We start from the raw sequence: 19,831 nt of genomic DNA on the forward strand, positions 1-19,831 counted from the left end.
TCACAATGTTTATGAGCTGCTCTGTTTGATGATGACCGGAATTCATCGACAGAATTTATACTTCGAATAATGTTGAAGGTGATAATGTTAGGTACTTTTCGACGTCTAGCTTATGAAATCAGAAGCCGTGATAGCTTCATTGATTGTTAGTGTTATGTATTTCAGTAGACCTGAAAAGGCAAGTGATTTGCTAGAGGAGTACTATTAATTTATCACTCTGGTATATCGTTAGACTCCTGTCGCCAAAAAATAACGACTCCTAAAATTAGATGCGATGTATTGAAAGGCACTTTGGAAGAAAACGGTGATTGTGTTAGATGAGGGCCGCCAAAAGGGTCTAGGCGAGATCATTGATAACGATTTCAATTTGAAAAATTGAAGTTTAGTTGGTTGTAATAGTTAGCTACTCAATCCATAAAGGTTTTTTGCCTTATTTCCACACCCAAAGCCAAAGCTCTTCTCCAAAATGGGTTTCAGCTTCTTATCCGGGATATAACCCCTTAGCCAGCTGAGCGGCTCTCCGCTGGAGGTTATAAGGAAGCTAAATGGAGTGCCGGGAGTTTCGCCCAGTACTTTTTGAAGCTGTGTGCTTGCTTGAAGCATGGGGAATTCCGGGCGTAGCTTTCGATATTCAGTCAGTAGGGCTTTTCGGGAGCCATTGATACCCAGGGCGATGGGCTGAAACTGTTGGGAGCACTTGCTAGCAAGCCGGTTGAGTGTTCGAACCTGGCGAAAGCACCAGGGGCAGTTCGGTTCAACCAGTACTATCAAGCTGGGTTTCCCTTTGAATTGCTGCAGGTTGATACGCTCGGGGCCGGCGAGGCTGCGCAGTTCAAAATCGTAAAGGGAAATGGCAGCTTCTGTCGCGCCAGTAGGCGCGAACAGAAGTGTGATTAGTGCGAGCCAGGTTCGCATTACAGGTTCCAGTCGAAGCCCAGGTAATATTCACGCCCTCGTAGCGGGCCGTAGATATAGGCTACGTCGTAGGCACCACTGGCATCCCAGAATAGAGGACTCTCACCTTCCTCAACCTGGGTGTAATCTGTCAGGTTGTTTCCGCCCAGATACAGGCTCAGATTTTCAGTGACGTCAAAGGTTAATTTAAGATCTACTGTCCAATAGGCGTCTGCGCTTGTGCTTTTTAACGTGGAGTCGCCCAACTGATTGAAACCTTCGTAGCCAAATTCATCCAAGTCCCGGGAGCCTACCCAGGTAGCGCTGGCGTATAGCATCCAGTAATCCGCTTTGTAATCCAGATTGAATAGTGCACGTTGCTCTACTGGAGCAATGGCAAAAGATTCCCGGAAAACATCGTCGTAGTCATAGGTCTCCAGTGTGCCACCGATAGTCAAATTTTCGGTGAGCGCATAGCCGAGAGTGATATCGGCAGCACCTACGGAGGCGCTTTCCTGCATCTGGGTAAGCAGTGGTACTCCATCCTCGGTTTCGCTTAGTGCTGCGAGGTTATCTACCTCGGTAAATGCCAGTGACAGGGTGCTGTTGAGGCGTTCTCCCTCGAAGCTCAATGCATAAGTTGCGGATAGAGATTTTTCAAGGTTTTCGATCTCGATGGCAAAGCCATCACCGGCATCAAGAATGCCGTGATCTGTTTCGAAAAAGGATAGGGGGGCTCGGTATCCTCGTCCCAGCGCTACCCGGGAGGTCCACTGATCGTCGTGCAGATAGCGAAGGTCTATACGCGGGGCCACCACCGTTTCATCGATCTCGGTACCGGGTTTTTGCTCGGCGACAAAGTCGGCTTTGGCGTTGTCTACGCGTATGGCCAGTGCCACTTCAAGATCCGGTGAAACGGTCCAGGTGTCCTGTATGTAGAGGCCGGTAGTTTGGTAGTCGAAACTGTCTTCGATGTAATTATCGCTTTCTTCCCCTGCGACAGAGTCGGAACGCATGGATTCATCGCGAAGATCGACACCAAATGTGAGCATGTGCTGATCGTTAAGGATCAAATTGTTGCGCAGGTCGAAGTAGTTGAGTGTGTCTGTAGCGGTGTAATCGAAGCCTTCGTAGAAGGAGTCCTGCTTGTGCTCAGACCAGGCGACAGTAAACAGCGTGTTATAGGTTTCGCTGAATTCGTGGAGCCAACTTGAGGAAATTTCACTGCGAGTGGTGGAGATCCATTCGGTGGTTTCCCAGGGTTTGCCAATGTATTGCTGCCGTACATCGTCGTCGACAAACAAGTGGTCAGATTCCACACCATCGTAGCCTTGCAGGACGGAACCAATGCTGTATCCCTGGGGGCCGCCAAAAATACTGGAGTCGGTATAGGCTGTGCGCAGTACCACGTTGTCCCGCTCACCCAGGTCATGGGAGAGGCGAACTACATAACTGGTGTTCTCTTGCAGCGGTGCTTCGCTAACACCGTTGTCATCATTGTCCATCTGGTGGTGCTTATCATCCTGAATGACCAGCGATGTACGGGTGCGTTCATCATCGCTTACATAGCCGCCCATCATGCCTAGGAAATAGCTGTCGTTGTCCTCCATAGAGGCATTGATGTTGAGGCCGGTTTCCTCGACTTCCTTGGAGATGACATTGATGGTTCCTCCGATCGCTTCGGGTGCGAGCAGCGATGCTCCCGCACCTCGGGCCACTTCGATACGAGAGACACCCGTTGTGGCCAGTGCATCCACTGCGTAATAGCCAGCCATCATGGTGTGAAGAGGAACGCCGTCGGTGAGGATGGTGGAATGCTCACCGCGCATACCGTTCAGCATTATTCGTTTAACCCCGCACATGGAGCACTCATTGGAAACCCGAACACCGGGGGACTTTTCAATAGCGTCAGTGAGGTTAACTGCCTGTAGGGATTTGATCAGGCTTTCATCAACAACCTCAGTTTTCTGGATTGCATCCAGCAAGGCTCCGCGCTCATAGAGGCGCTGGCGCACACCGATTACTACGGTTTCCTCCATTACAGTGGGCTGATCTGAAGGAGTTTCATTGGCAAGGGAGGCGGGTACTGCGGCTGCGAGAGCGGTAGCTAGCAGGGTTTTGCGAAACATGAGAGGACTTCCAGCAAGTAAACTGCTGAGTATGATAATGATTCGCATTTGCGGGTCAAGTGGGCAAAGGTGGTAGTTTTAGTGGCTTTGGATTTAGCGGGCCAGGATGTAAGGGCGCTAACTTAGATGGGATACTCAAGGAGTCTATGGATTTCTTTTGGGCTGGCTTAGTGAGTTGCTCTTTGTGGAAGAGTTGGAAAGCCTTGGCCGATAGAGCGAGGTTGAGGCCCGCTGTGGGCCCTCATTTAAGGGGAAGTTGATTCTCAGCGTTTTTTGTTGCTGAGTTTCTGCTCCCTTTGAATACGAATATAAATTTCTTCGCGGTGAACTGCTAGGGATTTGGGGGCATGGATCCCGATCTTTACTTGGTTGCCCTTAACCTCCAGTACTTTGAGTGAGATGTCTGTTCCAATTCTTAGGTTTTCACCAGTCCGACGCTTCAAGATCAACATATTTTTTCCTACTGAATTTCAAGCTATTTTTTTGGCTCCGAAACCGGAAGGCTTAGAAAGTCGTGATTGCAGGAAGGGCAGGGGGAGCGCGAGAACGGTAAGCATGAAAGAAGAAAAGGCGGGCGCTACGCTCCCAGAGCTTGGGCAATCGCTCCAAGCTACTGGATCTTCTCGACTTTATTGAAGACGAGCGGGTTTCTAGCGTACTATGCATACAGCCATCTTGATAGGTGATTTATCAATTTGGTTAGCTGGCCCCTGGTGTTGGCGCACCTTGGGTCAGCGCCTTTTACTTACTTTTACGTCACGCTACTGTTCTCCTCTGAGAAATGAGTCTTGGATTTGTTTGAATCAACAATCCTTAAAAAACTGCTTAGTAAGGCTCTAATTCCGATAAATATTCATCAATTTTACGCAGCTTTGACACTAAAACAAACTTAATAAAATCCAATAAGATCATTTTAGTGCCTATATTTTTTGTGTTTGTTTGAAAAGTCTACAGCGAGTTGTTGTATTTCCAGGGGAAAGGGTAACGCTGTTTGTCATTCTCTATATTGGTTTTTAAACTAATACCATTAGTTCAATTGAGCCCCATTTGCTGACCAAAATTTTCATCGCACTTTTCGATTTTTGGATGTGTCACAAGGGTTTAACGCTGGTATTGGCCGTGCAGGTTTACATTTCCAATTTTTCTTTTAATGAAACACTTAAGGGATATTCAGCCTCTGAGGGAAGAAGATTCTCCGCTTGCTCAAATTCTCCCGCTTTGACTAGTTGGTGAATTCTGTGGGCGCTTTCAGTTACATCAGTAATTTTCTGAATCCATTCGTTAACGTAAAGCATTACAGCTTTATTCGATAGCCCAATCTGAATAGCTCTGTGAGGAAGGGGTTCCAGATCTAGATTTCGTTCAGGGTCCCATTGAATACGGACAGGTGTAGCTCTTTTAGCTCCCAACCATGCTTCTTTCGTTGGGTATTGATCGGTTTGGTGGCTAAGCAGGCTATTCTGTAAGGCCCATTCAAATCCTTCTCTAGTGATATCTATCGCCAGAATGCGGTTTTGTCCGCTGTCTTTTTCTCCCCAACCCGAACGATACATCATCCATAGGAAAGAGGGTTTAATCCAAGTCATACGTTCCATTTTGAATGGTGGGCATACAAAAGTTCCGTTTTCTAGGGCGGAATTTGCAATGGCTGTGTTGTATGCTTGGTAGACGCGAATGGTGTGATTATTAAAGCTAGCGCGGATCTGGCGCGTTGGGATAGTCATTTCTTAACCTCTAAATACATACTGTAATGTTACAAGTGGTTAAGTTTTTAGTAAAATTCTATGCAAATTTACTCCTCAAGAGGAGTAGTAGAGTCCGATGATATAACGAAGCTCTACTACCAAATTATTAGTTAATTATTCATGCTTCAATAATCAGCACTAATCCAAACATTTTCAAAGTCGGTATAACCATAGATGGTAATATACCAAGTGCCCGATTGAGGAGCGTTCAAATCTATGGATTCATAGTTGCCCCAGTTTTCAGAAGCGTAGTCGGCATTTGATTCAGTGGCGGGTTCACCGTGCTTGATGTAGAGATCTGCATCACCAACGGAGTTGAATAGAGCTGCGCCCGTAGCTACAGAAAGCTGGGTCGCTCCTTCAGGAACTTCAATCTTAAACTCTAATTGATCTCCTGCATGGCCATTCAGGTCAGAGATAACCTCGCCGGGGATTAAAAATTCATCAGTAGATGATTCAGTAAAAGAGCCGACCAGGGATACTTGATCGAAGTCTGTATAGCCGTGGAGCATGACATGCCAGATTCCGGGAGTTGGGTTTGCTATAGCAACGGACTCCTCATTGCCACCTAAATAGGGCCGATAATCATAGACCGATTCAGTTGGTCTGCTAGCAAAACGAATATAGAGATCCGCATCGCCACTACCACCGGTTATCTCAAATGAAAGGTCGCTGGCATTTTCCGGTACTGTGATGATGTAGAACAACGATTCTCCTGCACTGGCATTAAGACCGCTGACAGGTTTCTGATTAACCAGAATATTGTCGGACTGATCAGCCAGGGTTACCGTTGCCGTTAAATCTACACCCTCGAAGGAGCGTTCGATAGGAGACAGTAATATGTACCAGCGGCCGGTTTCCGGCGAAGTGATCTCAATATCTTCAATATTACCGCTATTTTCAGAACTGAAGTCAAAATCGGCTGGGGTAGGTTGGCGATTATAGGCCACGTACATATTCATTTCACCGCCCAGTTCATCGCCTGAATTGTCAGTAATAACTGTCAGGGTTTGAGCATTTTCGGGCACGTCAATATGGAATACTTTTTCGCCTTTGCTACTTAAGTTCTCTCGCGTTTTTGATGGGAGGAGAGTTAGCTCTGCCTCCTCATCACAAACTAATGAAATACCGCCTTTAGCGGGGCTGAAGCTAATGCTCCCTTCATTAAGATAAGAATCAATTAATTCAAGCGCTTCGCAGGAGTAGACATCGAGGAGATTGTCCGTAACATCAATATCAGTTAAGAAATGTCGATCCATTACCCACTCGAATTGCGCAGTATCCAAGTAGTTGCCGGCAATATTTAACGTTTCTAGACGTTTAGGTAATTCGGGTAACTCTGTGAGGTTTTCATTAACAGCGGTTAAGTGCTTTAAGTATCGGAATACGTGAATACCTTGCAGTGACTGGATTTCCCCGTTGCCAGGAGTGCGAATTTCTTCAATGCTTGCTGCTTCCAGGCTGTCAATTTCACCATCGTTGTTTGTGTCGAAATAGGACGTCAAATATGACTTGAATGCAGGGTCAGGAATATTAATATTGATCGTGCCATAGTGCGATGCTGCTGCAACCTGATCACCGCCGCCCAAGTCGATACGCTGGGCCATTATACGGCTGAAGTGCTCATAACCCGATTTAGGGATAATAGTCTCTTGCCCATTAACCGAAAATGCACGTGATGGATAGTGCATTACAGACAGGAAGTCATAGTTACTGTAGTTGTGGGTTTGCCGTATATCAAAATTGTGGACATACTCGGGTTTAATATTATCCTCAATGATTTCGACATATTCATCACGATCAGATCGCTGATGTTCATGCCTCATACCAATAACATGACCCAATTCATGGACAATAATGTACTTGGTATCCCAGTTGTTCATGCTGAAGAATTGCCCGCCGCCAGTCTTTCCAACCATGGAGCGGTTTTCAGTTCCGTTTCTTACGTGAACGTAGTCAGATTGATCAGTGCGTCTTAAAAATTGTAAGTCTGCAATTTCTTCCCAGACTTTGGTGGCGTCGATAAAACGCTGTTGATTTTCTTCAGTGACACTATCGTAAAAGTCGTAATATATGATTCCATCAGGCCACTTATTCGCTGATATTTCAACAGCGGACATAATGCTAACTTGACCGGAATCCTCTTGAACTGGCTCCAGCATATCTCCGGTCAGCTGGTATAGCTTGCCATCAATAATGACTTGGCTCGATTTGGGTTGCTCTTCCAATTGAGCAAACTCATTGCCGGTGTAGCTTGGTATCGTTATATCTACAGCCTGGCTGTATGCCATTGCAGACTGAAAAGTTAAAGTTAGGGTTGCTGAAATTCCCAGTGTGGTACTGGTAAATAGTTTCATTTTCATGTTCCTGCTTTGAAAATGTTTTTAAAGTTTTGCCAAACTTTTATCCATAAATAGTCGAGTAGTAGGCATGTCTGATTAACTCTGGCAACAAGTTAAATCAGGATGAATATGCCGCCGCGCGGGAGAATACCGATGTTTGGATTTGAGGTCGATAGGTGGTTTTAAGTTGATTCAGAATGCGAGATTTGATTCGTGGCATTTCTGGAAGGGCGAACTCACGAACGAGATAAAATGTAGAGGATGACTATCAATTTTCGAATGTATATCTTGGTGTTATTAGCAATACTTGTGTTCTGAATATTAGAGATCACCCAGGTGCTTTGTTAGCTGGGTAAATAGTGCCAGATCCAAATCCACTTGCTCTAAACTACGAATATCTTCGAGACAATTTCATATGAATGAGTGGGGTCGCATCCAGTTTGGGGATATAGGGCCACGTCAACCCGTCGTACAAACCCCTCAAATTGAACAACAAATAGCCTGGAAGGCAGTAGGGTACCCTGTTAGCCTCTCCTGCAAGCTAGATAGGAAGGAGCGGGCCTATGCAGGAGTCGGATGTTGCCAATCGGCTTATCGATGCGGCGCGAGAGTGCTTTTTGAACGATGAGTACCAACGGGTCACAACTCGCCAGATTGCTGCTAAGGCTGGAGTGGCGGTATCGATGATTCGATATTACTTCGGTAGCAAGGATGGCCTCTATGAAGATATGATCCGCCAAACCCTTCTGCCATTGATCGAGGCCGTAGAGCAACTCAGCCTTGATGGCGATTGGGATTTTGGAGATTTCTTTGCCCTTTACTACTCCACCATGCAAGAGAATCCCAAGTTTCCGGCTCTGATCCTGAAAGTCATGGCCCTTAATCAAGGGCCGGGGAAAAATGTGATCCGTCAGCTCCTGGAGCGGGGGCGTCAAAGGGGGTCTCGGCGGTTAGCTGAAATTAAGGGTGAAGAAGCTGAACCTGAAGACCCCAAGTATGATTTACTCAGGATTTCATTTGTCAGTTTGGCTATGTTGCCGATGTTGGCCAAACCCGTCCTGGAAGAGCAAATGGGGCACGTTATGGACCCCGATTTCTTAAAACAGCTTGCAGAGTTTAATGGCCGACTTCTGAAGTCAGGTTTGCAAAGCTTATAGCGATAAGGCCTCAGCAAGTTGAGGCCGGTCTCTTATATCTATTTTTAATCAGATGTTATTTCTGAGGAGTTCTTATGCCCCAGTCAATGCAAAGAAATAGAGCCGTAAATTGGGTCTTTCAGCGCGCTTCTAATATGATTAATAGTATTTGTAATATTCCTAATGCTCTGATGCCGCCGCCATTTCGGATAATGCAAATTGGATCATTATTTTGGCAGTCTAGATGTCTGTATACGGCTGTCCGATTAAATATAGCTGATCATATTAACAGTGAAGTCGTTCCAGTAGAAAAACTGGCAAATGATTGTAATGCAGATAAAGAGCATCTATATCGATTGATGAGGATGTTGTGTGCAATGGGGATTTTTAAGGAGGTAAAAGCAAGGCACTTTTCGCACAATCGAAACTCTGAAGTGTTGCGCAGTGATGCCAGTAACAGCGTAAGAAGTATGGTGCTCATGCATAACTCCCCAGAATTCAGCAAGCCCTGGTTTAATGGGTTTGAAGACCATATTAAAGATGGGAGTGTGCCTTTTGAAGGTGTTTATGATCAGGAAATGTTTGATTATATGAATGATCATCAATCTGTTAGCACGCTGTTTTCGGACGCTATGGATACCGTTGATAATCTTACCGGGCTACAGTATTTACAAGATTTTGATTGGAGCAGGTTTGATAGAATTATTGACTTGGGTGGGGCAAAAGGCAGCAAAAGTGCGAGTGTCCTCTCTTCATATAAAAACATAACGGCGATGGTGGTCGACAGGAATAATGTTGAGGGGACGGCAAGAGAGTACTGGAAAAACTCACTGAGTGATACAGTTGAAGAGCGATTGGACTTCTTCCCAGCAGATATTATTAACGATAGACTGCCGGTAGCTAATAGTGATAAGGATATCTACTTGTGTACGGCCGTTTTTCACTTGCTGAATGACAGTAAGGCAAAGCGACTCCTCAATAATATTTACTCTGCCATGCAAGGGCAAAATGCTACGCTCGCCATTGTTGACGCAGTATTACCTGAGAAGGGCGCAGACCTTAATTTGGCTGCCATGGACATGCAGATGTTGATGGGAACTCGTGGGCGGGAGCGAACTTTGAGTGAATGGAACCAACTCTTTAGTGATAGTCCTTTCTACTTGGTGGAGACAGTCTCCGTGCGTACCTTTGCAAAACTGATGGTGTTAAAAAAGAGAAAGGGTTAGGTGCTAAGCAGTAAGTGGGTGTCAACAAGCGCAATGTTACTAATCGTGAAAATGAAAGAACAATGCGCTTATTGTATTGGTGGCACGAATAGTCCGCTTATCAACTATAGATACGCCAGCAAGCCAATATCCGTAGTAGCTTAAAGTGCAGTATCACCTGTATTGGTTTTATATACGCCTATATTTACCTATAGCCTCTTTCTGCTAGTCGACTAAGGTTTCGGCCTTTGGTGTCTCAGTGGATATTACAGAATTACTTAGGGGGCTCTGAGACAATATATTTGAAATTACTGGATCTTAGCTATGTATCTAGTGTCCCGTCTAATAGGCAGCTTGCTAGTTTTATCGGTTATTTATGTGGGGTATGTTTGGGCTGATCTTGAGGATCGAGAGCTAGTTGCTGGGGTTACTTATGATATTCCAGGGTTGGCGTATAGAGAACCCTCTTCTGGCGCTATAGAAGGCTTTGAGCCTGACCTGGTCAGGGCAATTGGGGAGAAGTTATTTGGCGGCCCTGGCTATATAAGGCTAACCCGTGTGCTGGATGAGGATCGTATAAAGGCACTTGAAGACGGAAGAGTGGATATGGTGGTATCCCAGTTTACCATCACTCCAGAGCGCGAGGAAAAAGTGGACTTTTCGATTCCTTATTACGTCACTGGGGAGGGTTTACTGGTCCATAAAGATAGCGATATTGAAAGCTTTATCGATCTGGAAGGTAAGATAATTGCTGTTACTAAAGGCTCACTTTCCCTGAAAAGAATGCGTGCTGTCCTACCGTCATTGGAGGGGGCAAGATTGGTTGTAGCGCCCACAAGCTCAGCGACCTTAGAGGCTGTTCAAAGTGGAAATGCTGATGCTGCCTCCAATGACATTATCAACCTGGTACTTTTGCGTAAAGCATCAGCTTATCCGACTTTATATCGTCTGGTGAATATTAGTGGAGACTTCCCGCCAAAGCCCTTTGGTATCGGTGTTAAGAAAGGGAATAAGGAACTGCTCGAGCGACTAAATGCTGCTCTAGAAAGCCTAAAGGAGAGTGGGGAGATCAATAGAATGCTGGATAAGGCCGTTTCCAGTGTGGGTTCAGAGAATGACCCTGATGATACCTTCAGCGGCTCACAGTAGAGTAGTCGCAGAACTATCCGTACAGATAAAGTCTAATTAGGGGCGATATGACTACTAAATCCCCCAGTGTCTTCTTTTCTTTGCTTTTCAGCTCAGTCCTTTTCTTGGCTATTACTTACAGCAATTATCTACTGGGGAATTCCCCGATGCAGGCTACCCATTCGATCTTGGTGGAAACGGATGCACATGAGGGGCTTGTTTATGTACCCTCCCAGAAACGTCTCTACTTCACCAGTGTTCCAGATTTAGAGATTGAGAATCCACAGATAGCGATCCGTTACTACGACTTTATTACTGGCGAAGTTGTAACCTGGAAGCACCGAAGCAATATGGCAAACAGCATGTGGCTTAGCAATGACGGTGAATATTTATTGGTTGCAGAGCAGGGGAAAGGAGCAACCCCGGGCGCTATCAGCCGCATAAGCCTTTCAGACGGTCAACGAGAAGTGCTTGTAGATGCCTATAAAGGTAAGCCATTTAATTCACCCAATAAAGTTGTACAGTCACCCTCTGGCTGGATCTACTTCACCGATCCAGATTACGGCTACAACCAAGGCTTCAAGCCTGAGCCAATGTTAACGCCAGCTGTCTACGCTTTTGATCCTTCAACAAAAAAGTTAATTCGCTTGTCAGCGGAGTACATGATGCCTCATGGGTTGGCAATCTCCCCAATAGGCAACCAAATCTATATTGGTGATACTGCAGCTATCGATGGAAAGAATCCTTACAACCCCAAAAAAACAAAAGACATTTATGTAAGCGCTTTGCCATCCCCGGAAAAATTGGAGGAGAAGCAGTGGGTGTTGTCGGTACCAGTAGGGATTCCTGATGGTTTTATTGTTACTGGCCCCAAAAATAATCTGTGGGTGGCGGCAGGTGACGGACTGCGACACTATCGAGAGAACGGCTCTCTGGTTAATCTTTACCCTGTTCCCGGCGGCGTGTATAGCGTAGCAACTGACGGTAAAGCAATTTACTCATCAAGTAATACCGCTATATGGAAGACAATGCCCTGAGGGGAAGAGGGGGGATAGTTCCTCTTACTTTTGGAGTGTTATTGCCTGTTCGATCTGTCTAGCTACGGCAAGTAGTGCCAAATCCGCTCCGGGTAACCCATCTATCTCCAGGCCCACCGGTAATCCATTGGTACTTGGCCCGATGGGGATGCTGATGCTCGGGGCACCGGTAACTGGTGCGGAGACATTGTTGTATATCAGTGTGTCCAGGGTGGGGAGTGTCTGTCCATTTAGCTCCAGTTGATATGAGGATGTTTCCAGGGGTTGCGCTTCGATAGGAGCAGTTGGAAATACGATCGCGTCCAGTTGATGCTGCTGGATGATCTTCGAATAGCTCTCGTGCACAGCAGGCAATTTCTTTAAGGCCGCTTGATAAGCTGAGTCTGGCGGCGCCTTAGGGCCGAGCACTGATTCCTGATAGACCTCTTTCACATCCTCACTTTTGATCATTGCTACCAAACCCTCTAGTTGAGTTTGTGGTTGATAATTCGCCAGAAAATGCCCCATGGCAGTCCGCATCTGATGAAACCCGACGGGAAATCCGATTTCGAGAGCGGCGCTGACTATTGGTGAAAGGTCTACTTCTACCAGGTCTACTCCGGCATCAATAAGGGTACTGATTAGAGCCCTGAAAGACTGGCTTACTCCAGGTGAGAGGTTGTCAAATAGAGGATGGGCAAGCCCCAAGCGCAACTGATTGATTGGCTTGCATTGGGGTACGGAGACTCCTGTCATCACTTCAAACAGATAGATGGTATCTTCGACACTAACAGCCATAGGGCCGATCGTGTCAAATGCTGGCACAGAGGGTACGACTCCTTGGCAGCTAAGGCTGCCAGTTGAAGGGCGAAAGCCAACAATACCAGTTAACGCCGCCGGTAATCTGACGGAGCCGGCGGTATCGGTGCCGAGGCCAGCGGGCACAATCCCCGCGGCTACAGCAACAGCGGTGCCCCCCGATGAACCGCCGGGGAAGCAAGCGATGTCCCACGGATTCCTTACGGCACCAAATGCAGCGTTATTGGAGGTTACGCCAAAGGCGAGCTCATGTAGATTGGTCTTCCCAACCACTATGGCCCCACATCCCTCTAGCCGCTCAACCACTGGGGCAGAGGACTTCGGCAGAAAGTTCATGCCAAGGGTCCCAGCAGTGGTATGCATACCCTTTACATTGATATTGTCTTTAACAGCGATGGGGATACCGGCAAGGGGCCTACGGTGGCTACCGGAGGCCAATTCCCTGTCAATGCATTTGGCTTTTTGAAGGGCGCCATGCCGATCGAGGCAGATAAAAGCATTGAGTTCGGAATGAGCAACTGCATTGTCACAAGCTTCTTCAATCAGTGATACTGCGCTAATCTTTCTTGCGAGCACCATCTCCACAAGCTCATGAAGGGAAGTCGTCATAGTTTGCTTACTAGCTTCTGATTGTACTTGGGATCTTAGATCATAGTGAGAAAGAAAGTAGGACGATAAGAATGATATTGGCTAATTTGATAGCACTAGCCTTGATCTCTCCGAGGCGTATCTGATGGTGAAGAGTGAGCAGCGCGTTTCTGGCCATTGAAAATATGAGGGTTATGGGTTTTGAAAATTGATGTATTACTGTTTGATCTCGGCGGCGTACTAATAGAGCTAAAAGGCCGTCCATTACCAACCGGTAAAGCGCCTGTGACTGATGTCATTATCTCCGGTCCGGTAAGGCAGTTTGAGAGAGGAGAAATCACCACGGAAGAATTTGCAAACGCTTTAAAATCTCAATTGGAAATAGAGGAATCGATAGAGACTATTATCGATCATTTCACAAACTGGCCTGCTGGATTCTATCCAGGAGCAATTGAATTACTCAGTTCTCTAGAGAAAAACTACAAAGTGGCCGCATTGACAAATACCAATGAACTTCACTGGCCACGCATCACTCATGAATTTAATGCACATAACTATTTGGGCAGAATATTCGCTTCCCACCTTATAGGTATGGCAAAGCCCGATGAAGCATTTTTCAAGCATGCGCTTGAGCAGCTGGAAGTCGAAGCCAGTAGTGTTGTGTATATGGATGATATCTCTAGAAACGTAGAGGTGGCGAATAAGGTGGGTATGACTGCGTTTCATACCAAGGGTTTTGATTCGGTGTTGGAAGTGATAGAACGTTTAAATATTCAAAAATAGATTTTTGGCAGTAAGAAAGGTTAGAGGTATAACAGATTATTGTGTAGAGGTAGTTTCTTGGCCTTTAAAATCTACTTAAGCCATCCAGACATGCCTGCCCTCAACTTGCTCCCTCTTTCTGAATATTAATTTTCAGGAGCTTGCTCACGGTTAAGCTCATTTGAATGTTGGTCAGATTATAATTTACGCCAGTTGGTAAGTGCCAGCTTGGAGAAATATGATCATGATGAGTGTTATTTCTGGGTTCGGCTGAAAGTTTGTGGAAAACACTTAAAAATTATGGGGTTACGTGAGTAGGGTGAAATTGAGATAGTAGTCATGGTGATCGTTTTTGTAGTTTGTTTAATCGTGCCATTTTAGTGTAACTAGCTGATTTCTAATGAGAAACTGTAGTGGCGGCGGTAGATTGATTATGAGATAGTAGTCAATACAATAGTGGTCAGAGTGATTACTATATAAATGTTATAGAGCAGCAGGGTTCGAGTAATGGAAGTACCTATATCCCAAGAATTCATAAAAATCTGTAAGCAAATTAAAGCCAAGTCGTATTCAATCTCCCAGTGGTCCGAAATAGAATCCGATGATATGTTTCACTCAGGTTCTTTTCGTGGTGGCTTTGATGCAGATGAACAGGAGTTCTGCTTTAGCTTTTATGACCAAGCTGGAGATGAGTATTGGTTTCAAGTAAGTCTTTCTTCAATCATAGAAATAGCTAGTGGTATACAGCTTAAAATTGTAGGTAGGGCTGCAGAGTGAAGGCCTATAACAAGGTGCTCAAACACCGTTCCGGCCGAAAGCGGCCTCCACTGGACGCGCAAAAAGCGCGCGCCGTTTAGCACGGCGTTAGTGCGTCAAGCTAAGCTTGATGCTTCTTGCAGGGTGGAAGTCCCTGTCGGGTAAGGCCTAACCAGCCACCCGTATCGAGTGTTGCGCGTAGGGCGGAGCAGAAGGAAAAAAAAATATACTCATTTTTTTCTCACTGTGAACAAACTATGTGAAGCGTACACAGAGAATTCTATAGGCCATAGGGGTTATCGTGATCCTGAAGTGCTGGTATCGCTCCGATAATAAAGTGAGCTCCGATCGACGAGATGTGTAACGCCATCGAAGTCCAGGCAAAGCAACCGCATTGGTGAGGTTGTGGCGGATCGGCGGGGTTATCAAGCCATGGCATGTAGAAAGAGAGGTATTGAGAACTTGAGAGATCCGAGCAGGTTCCTGAAGGAGCAGGTAGGGAAGTTAAGCCTAATGGTGAAACCAACGAAGACCACTCGGAAGTCGGATCAGCTCATAGTAGTCCGAGAGCGGGAAAGCCGCTTACATGGCGAAGGGGCTGACAGTAATATCGGTGTGCAACAGAAACATAGTCCGGACAAAGTAGGGCTGGATACACTATGACAACCGCCTTGCACGCCATCGCATTTAAAGCACAGAGCCACCCCACGCACAGGTTTCAGAATTTATACGGACTGCTAAATTCCAACCTGCTGTATCAAAGCTGGGGCCAGCTCAACAAGCAGGCCCGCTGCGGTATTGATGGAGTAACAACCGAAGTTTACCGGCAAGGTCTGCCGCAAAATATCCAATGCCTACATCAACGGCTGTGTGACAAACGCTACCGTACCCAGGCGATTAAGCGGGTATTGATTCCCAAAGGCAACGGCAAGCAGCGCCCACTGGGGCTGCCTACGGTGGAAGACAAACTGGTGCAGCAGAGCGTAGCGCAGCTACTGCAAAGTATCTGGGAGCAGGATTTTCTGCCCTTTAGCTACGGCTACCGCCCCAGGAAAAGCGCCCACCAAGCCGTACATAGCCTTGGCTTAAACCTGCAATTCAAAGGCTACGGCTACATCGTTGAAGCCGATATTAAAGGCTTCTTTGATCAGCTGGATCACGACTGGTTACTGCGCATGCTAGCCCTTCGTATCGACGACAAAGCCCTGCTGACACTGATTAAACAGTGGCTTAAGGTGCGCGTGCAAACTCCAGATGGTAAGTTCAGTAAAGCGGCAGCAGGCACCCCGCAAGGTGGCGTGATCAGTCCGGTACTGGCGAACATCTATCTGCACTACGTCCTGGATTTGTGGTTCGAGAAGAAGGTTAAGCCGCGTATGCGTGGCAGAGCCATGCTAATCCGGTACGCCGATGATTATGTAGCGGCTTTCCAATTGAAAACGGATGCAGAGCGCTTTTACCGGGTACTACCGCAACGGCTGAACAAGTTTGGCCTGCAGTTAACCCCCGAGAAAACGCACCTGAAGCGCTTTAGCCGCTTCCATCCGGGCCGAAAACGGCAGTTCCAGTTTCTGGGTTTTGAGTTCTACTGGAGCTTGGACGTCAACAAACGTCCCAGGCTCAGGCGCCGGACTGCCGCAAAGAAACAGAAGGGCACAATGGAAGCGCTCTACCACTGGATCAAAGCCAAGCGCAGTGAGCGTCTGAGAGAATGGCTGCCCACACTGAAGCGCAAGCTACAAGGCTTCCAGAACTACTTCGGTCTGCCAGACAACAGTCGAAGCTTGTCCCGTTTGTACAGCTATGTTCTACACAGCATACACAAATGGCTCAATCGACGGAGTCAGCGCAAGAGTTATAACTGGAATAGTCTAAAGGAAATGCTGGGATATTTTGGGCTAAAGCCACCGCGAGTATACAAACGCAGTATACTTGTGGACTGGTATTAGGGTTCGTGCTTTACACGAGCGAATATATTACTGAAGAGCCGGATGCGGTAGTTCCGCACGTCCGGATCTGCGTGGGGGCAGTTAGGGTAACCGGCTGTCCTACCACTACTACGTAAGTCGAGACCGAGCGATGGAATTAAAGGAATTCCCCATGAGTGAAAATATGAAGCAGTGCCCGTGCTGTGATTATTATTCACTAGCGGAGCGAGGCAAATGCCTAGTATGCCCAGTCTGCTTCTGGGAAGACGACTGTCTTGATCCAGAAAACCCAGATTGGGATGCGGCATCTGATTTAAACGATGATATGAGTCTTCGTCAAGCGAGAAGCAATTTCGTAAAGTTCGGAGCCTGGAAGGCTGAGTTTAACAACGTGGTAATAAGCGCAAAAGAAAGACGTACATTACATGTTACAAAGCGCAACGTATAACAAGCGGCTGTAGTCGCCATGCTTCGCATGGCTGGGACGGCTTTTCCGCAGCTTCGCCGCTACAAATCCGCCCTTAAGCCGGGCGTTGTACAAACCCGCTGCGCGGGAGTGGTGCCGCTTTTAAATTATAAGAGGCATTTTAGAAAATGCATAACCGGGTATTGCAAAATATATTTTCTGCGTACAGTGGTTATTTATCTAAAACTGCGCAACCACTAAAAAATTTAAAGGCTATCTCCTCGATACAAGAATGCCGTACAAAATCGATGGGAAGCAGTTATTATCGTTGTAAGCACAACCATGTCACTGAGCAGCATCATTCTTGTAGGCATAGAAGTTGCCCCCTTTGCTCAGGCAGAAAACAGCTCCAGTGGGTTGATCAGCAGCGTCGTAAATTATTTGATACAGAACATTTTCATGTGGTCTTTACTATACCTCATGAGTATCTGCCGATATGGCAATACAACGAGGAGAAGCTTACAGATATACTCTTTTTGTCGAGTAAAGAAACGCTATTTGAATTGATGGCAAGTAAGGACTATCACGGCGTAACCCCCGGGATGCTTATGGCTCTGCATACTTGGGGAAGACAGTTAACTTTACATCCACATATACACTGCCTGATCACCGCTGGCGGTTTGACTTTAAGAGAAAACTGGAAAGAAACAGGTGAGTATTTATTACCTGTGCGAGTGGTTAAGAGTCTTTATAGGGGAAAGTTTCAAGCGCTGTTACTAGAGCAGTATCGTGCTGGGCTAATCAAGCTGCCTCCCAGTTGGCCCATTGGCCAGTTTGATATTCTCTTTAAAGCTTGCTATCGCAAAGAATGGTCAGTTCGTATTCAGGATCGATATGAGCATGGACAAGGAGTGCTTCTGTATTTTTCACGATATATCAAAGGTGGCCCGCTGAAGCCAAAGCAGATATTAAACGTGGATCATAAGGAGCTGGAATTTCGTTATTTTGATCACCGTGACCAGCGACGCAAGCGACTAAGATTAAAGCCTCAGGAGTTCTTAAGACGTGTCTTGCAGCACATACCTCCAATAGGAAAACACATGGTACGGAGTTATGGGTTATATGCTGGGTGCAATAAGAAAAAGCAAGATCTATGTAGTAATCAAGTGGGTTTAATGAAAGATCAACGACTCCCAGCTGGATTGCAAATCCAAGATCTGGTGGTAGAGTGTGGGCAGTGCCATGAATCTACAAAGTTGACTGGCAGAGTGTGGTCTAAGGCGAAAAAAGGAATTTCCTTTATAAAGAGGGCGGCTCGGCAAGATAGTGCCGGCGGGAATGTACAACATGGCGATGAACCAGACACTGCAGGAATGGGCCTCTTTAGTTCGGCCTAAATTCAATGCCAAGTCATTTTTTTACCGCCTGCAGTGCAGGTTATCTAAGCGTTAAGTTACGGATATGAAAAAGCAATTAATTACATTTCTGGTAATGCTCTGTTGTTCGTTGTCCGCAAGTGGAGTAGAGAAATTGGATTGGCCATTTGATCAAGCAAAGAATGTTGCCGCGATAACGACCAAGCAGGTCGTTAAGGATTCACTTCCAGTATTAATGGTAGTGCACTACGCGGATGATGATTCATGGGCGTTCACTTGCGGTACCACTAATAAATCAGAAGACCTAATGATTGTGGGTATGGGCGAGATCATATCGCTTGATCCTACTTTGTATTCAATCGCAGATTTACCTCCTGGCTGGAGCGCCACAAGAACGTCAATGAAGTCTCAGTGGGTTCGTACTAGAGAGGAGTGAACTTAACAAGTGACTATGGTTGTTCGTCAAGTTATTAAGCCATACTTTCATCCCAGTAGGTGTTATTTTTTACCATCGTATTCAGGATCGTAATCTGCTTTCTCATGCAGGCAATCAGAGCGACCTTTTTAGGTTTGCCAGCGTCGACTAATCGCTTATACATCGGCTTTAGTTTGGGATGATGTTGTATGGCCGACATGATGGAAACAAATAGAACCGTACGTACACGATGCCTTCCGCCTCGAATATATCTCTTTCCCTGGAAGCTGCCGCTATCACGGTTCATCGGGGCGACACCTACAAGTGCAGCGATCTCTTTACGGTTCAATTTTCCGAGCTCAGGAAGTTCACTCATCAGCGTATAAGCCAATACATTTCCGACTCCTTTAGCGCTCAACAATAGGTCGCGCCTTTGCCGCCACTCAGACACACTGTTAACCAGTTTATCCAGTTTTTTGTCGATACCTTGTAACTCTTTTTTAATGGTGCTTAAAATGGTCTGGATAGGTTTGTGTACTGATTTAGGCATCCGCTGAAGCCGATTTTTTTGCATTGTGCTCATCTCTAAGCACTGGCTTCTTACAGTAAGTAAGTCACTGACCTCCCTAAGTTTTTCTGGTTTTAGCGTCGACAGCCTTGGTTTCATGGCCTCACCAAAATGTGCAATATCCATTGCATCTAGCTTGTCAGTTTTGGCGAGGCGACCTGCGGATTTAGCGAAGCTTCTTATCTGCGAAGGATTGCAAACAACAATAGGTAATCCTGCTTTGCCGGCGGCGCAAACAAACTGTAACTCGAGTCTTCCCGTAGACTCTATTAATACTCTTTGAGGTTTAAGAGGTTGTAGTTGTTTAATGGCATCCTTAATGCCATTTTTATCATTGGCAACACTAAAAAACTGGCCAGTAGGTCTCACATAAATATCGAGTTGTTTACTGCTGGTATCGATACCGACATTGATCTCTTGAGGTTCCATAAGATAAGCTATCTCCGCCTTGCTATTCGGGCTCGAGGCCCACATGACTATTCGAGTTATGCCTAGTGAGTGTCTGTCACGTTCCTACTTGTTAACGGTCTTTATAAACCGGCGCAGCAACGAACTGTGACAAACAAGGCCTTCGGTGGCCGCCGAAGGTGGGTCTCAATTTACCCGTTAACGAAAAGG

At 46.3% G+C, this 19,831-nt stretch carries 17 protein-coding genes; 10 read left to right on the forward strand and 7 right to left on the reverse strand.

What is annotated here, in order from left to right; genetic code table 11:
• Positions 1-399: 399 nt before the first annotated feature.
• The 5 genes from ACJJIZ_RS11475 to ACJJIZ_RS11495 all read right to left on the reverse strand — a co-directional run bounded on the left by ACJJIZ_RS11475 (position 400) and on the right by ACJJIZ_RS11495 (position 7,125).
• A complete protein-coding gene (locus ACJJIZ_RS11475; protein ID WP_444913458.1) occupies positions 400-915 on the reverse strand; it encodes a TlpA family protein disulfide reductase in 516 nt (171 codons plus the stop codon).
• Positions 915-3,023: a TonB-dependent receptor plug domain-containing protein gene (locus ACJJIZ_RS11480; RefSeq protein ID WP_444913459.1), complete on the reverse strand. Its 2,109-nt coding sequence runs from the start codon at positions 3,021-3,023 to the stop codon at positions 915-917. Before ACJJIZ_RS11480 ends, ACJJIZ_RS11475 begins: the two co-directional genes overlap by 1 nt.
• 263 nt (positions 3,024-3,286) lie before the next feature.
• Entirely contained in the window at positions 3,287-3,475 is a 189-nt protein-coding gene (gene csrA, locus ACJJIZ_RS11485) for a carbon storage regulator CsrA (protein ID WP_444896853.1), read from the reverse strand.
• Positions 3,476-4,150: 675 nt separating this feature from the next.
• A complete protein-coding gene (locus tag ACJJIZ_RS11490) occupies positions 4,151-4,747 on the reverse strand; it encodes a DUF4291 domain-containing protein (RefSeq protein ID WP_444913460.1) in 597 nt (198 codons plus the stop codon).
• Between the two features lie 146 nt (positions 4,748-4,893).
• Positions 4,894-7,125, reverse strand: a complete 2,232-nt coding sequence (locus ACJJIZ_RS11495) for a M12 family metallopeptidase (protein ID WP_444913461.1) — start codon at positions 7,123-7,125, stop codon at positions 4,894-4,896.
• Between the two features lie 548 nt (positions 7,126-7,673).
• On the opposite strand from ACJJIZ_RS11495, the gene ACJJIZ_RS11500 reads away from it, so the two are divergent.
• From ACJJIZ_RS11500 to ACJJIZ_RS11515, 4 genes are all read left to right on the forward strand, one after another.
• Positions 7,674-8,267: a TetR/AcrR family transcriptional regulator gene (locus ACJJIZ_RS11500; protein ID WP_282933244.1), complete on the forward strand. Its 594-nt coding sequence runs from the start codon at positions 7,674-7,676 to the stop codon at positions 8,265-8,267.
• Positions 8,268-8,341: 74 nt separating this feature from the next.
• Complete coding sequence (locus ACJJIZ_RS11505; RefSeq protein ID WP_444913462.1) at positions 8,342-9,472, forward strand: methyltransferase; 1,131 nt, start codon at positions 8,342-8,344, stop codon at positions 9,470-9,472.
• 303 nt (positions 9,473-9,775) lie between these two features.
• Positions 9,776-10,600, forward strand: a complete 825-nt coding sequence (locus ACJJIZ_RS11510; RefSeq protein ID WP_282933242.1) for a transporter substrate-binding domain-containing protein — start codon at positions 9,776-9,778, stop codon at positions 10,598-10,600.
• A gap of 146 nt (positions 10,601-10,746) precedes the next feature.
• A complete protein-coding gene (locus ACJJIZ_RS11515) occupies positions 10,747-11,616 on the forward strand; it encodes an SMP-30/gluconolactonase/LRE family protein (protein ID WP_444913463.1) in 870 nt (289 codons plus the stop codon).
• Between the two features lie 24 nt (positions 11,617-11,640).
• On the opposite strand, the gene ACJJIZ_RS11520 is transcribed toward ACJJIZ_RS11515, so the two are convergent.
• Positions 11,641-13,023 carry an amidase family protein gene (locus ACJJIZ_RS11520; protein ID WP_444913464.1) on the reverse strand — a complete coding sequence of 461 codons (1,383 nt, stop codon included), beginning with the start codon at positions 13,021-13,023 and terminating at the stop codon, positions 11,641-11,643.
• 180 nt (positions 13,024-13,203) lie between these two features.
• Here ACJJIZ_RS11520 and ACJJIZ_RS11525 point away from each other — a divergent pair, with 180 nt between their 5' ends.
• From ACJJIZ_RS11525 to ACJJIZ_RS11550, 6 genes are all read left to right on the forward strand, one after another.
• Complete coding sequence (locus ACJJIZ_RS11525; RefSeq protein ID WP_282933239.1) at positions 13,204-13,785, forward strand: HAD family hydrolase; 582 nt, start codon at positions 13,204-13,206, stop codon at positions 13,783-13,785.
• A 486-nt stretch (positions 13,786-14,271) separates the two neighbouring features.
• Positions 14,272-14,541, forward strand: coding sequence for a hypothetical protein (locus ACJJIZ_RS11530; protein ID WP_444913465.1), 270 nt, complete (start codon positions 14,272-14,274; stop codon positions 14,539-14,541).
• A 638-nt stretch (positions 14,542-15,179) separates the two neighbouring features.
• On the forward strand, positions 15,180-16,469 hold the full coding sequence (ltrA, locus tag ACJJIZ_RS11535; protein WP_444913466.1) for a group II intron reverse transcriptase/maturase: 1,290 nt from the start codon (positions 15,180-15,182) through the stop codon (positions 16,467-16,469).
• 163 nt (positions 16,470-16,632) lie between these two features.
• A complete protein-coding gene (locus ACJJIZ_RS11540; RefSeq protein WP_444908403.1) occupies positions 16,633-16,896 on the forward strand; it encodes a CPCC family cysteine-rich protein in 264 nt (87 codons plus the stop codon).
• A 161-nt stretch (positions 16,897-17,057) separates the two neighbouring features.
• The gene (locus ACJJIZ_RS11545; RefSeq protein ID WP_444913467.1) at positions 17,058-18,251 is read left to right on the forward strand and encodes an IS91 family transposase; all 1,194 of its coding nucleotides are present in this window, start codon (positions 17,058-17,060) and stop codon (positions 18,249-18,251) included.
• Between the two features lie 64 nt (positions 18,252-18,315).
• Positions 18,316-18,666 (forward strand): hypothetical protein, encoded by a 351-nt coding sequence (locus ACJJIZ_RS11550; protein ID WP_444913468.1) that lies wholly within the window; start codon positions 18,316-18,318, stop codon positions 18,664-18,666.
• A 34-nt stretch (positions 18,667-18,700) separates the two neighbouring features.
• Here ACJJIZ_RS11550 and ACJJIZ_RS11555 read toward each other — a convergent pair whose 3' ends face one another.
• Entirely contained in the window at positions 18,701-19,642 is a 942-nt protein-coding gene (locus tag ACJJIZ_RS11555) for an IS110 family RNA-guided transposase (protein ID WP_444913469.1), read from the reverse strand.
• Positions 19,643-19,831: the final 189 nt, after the last annotated feature.

This window comes from Microbulbifer maximicatervae (SeqCode) (assembly GCF_052467225.1).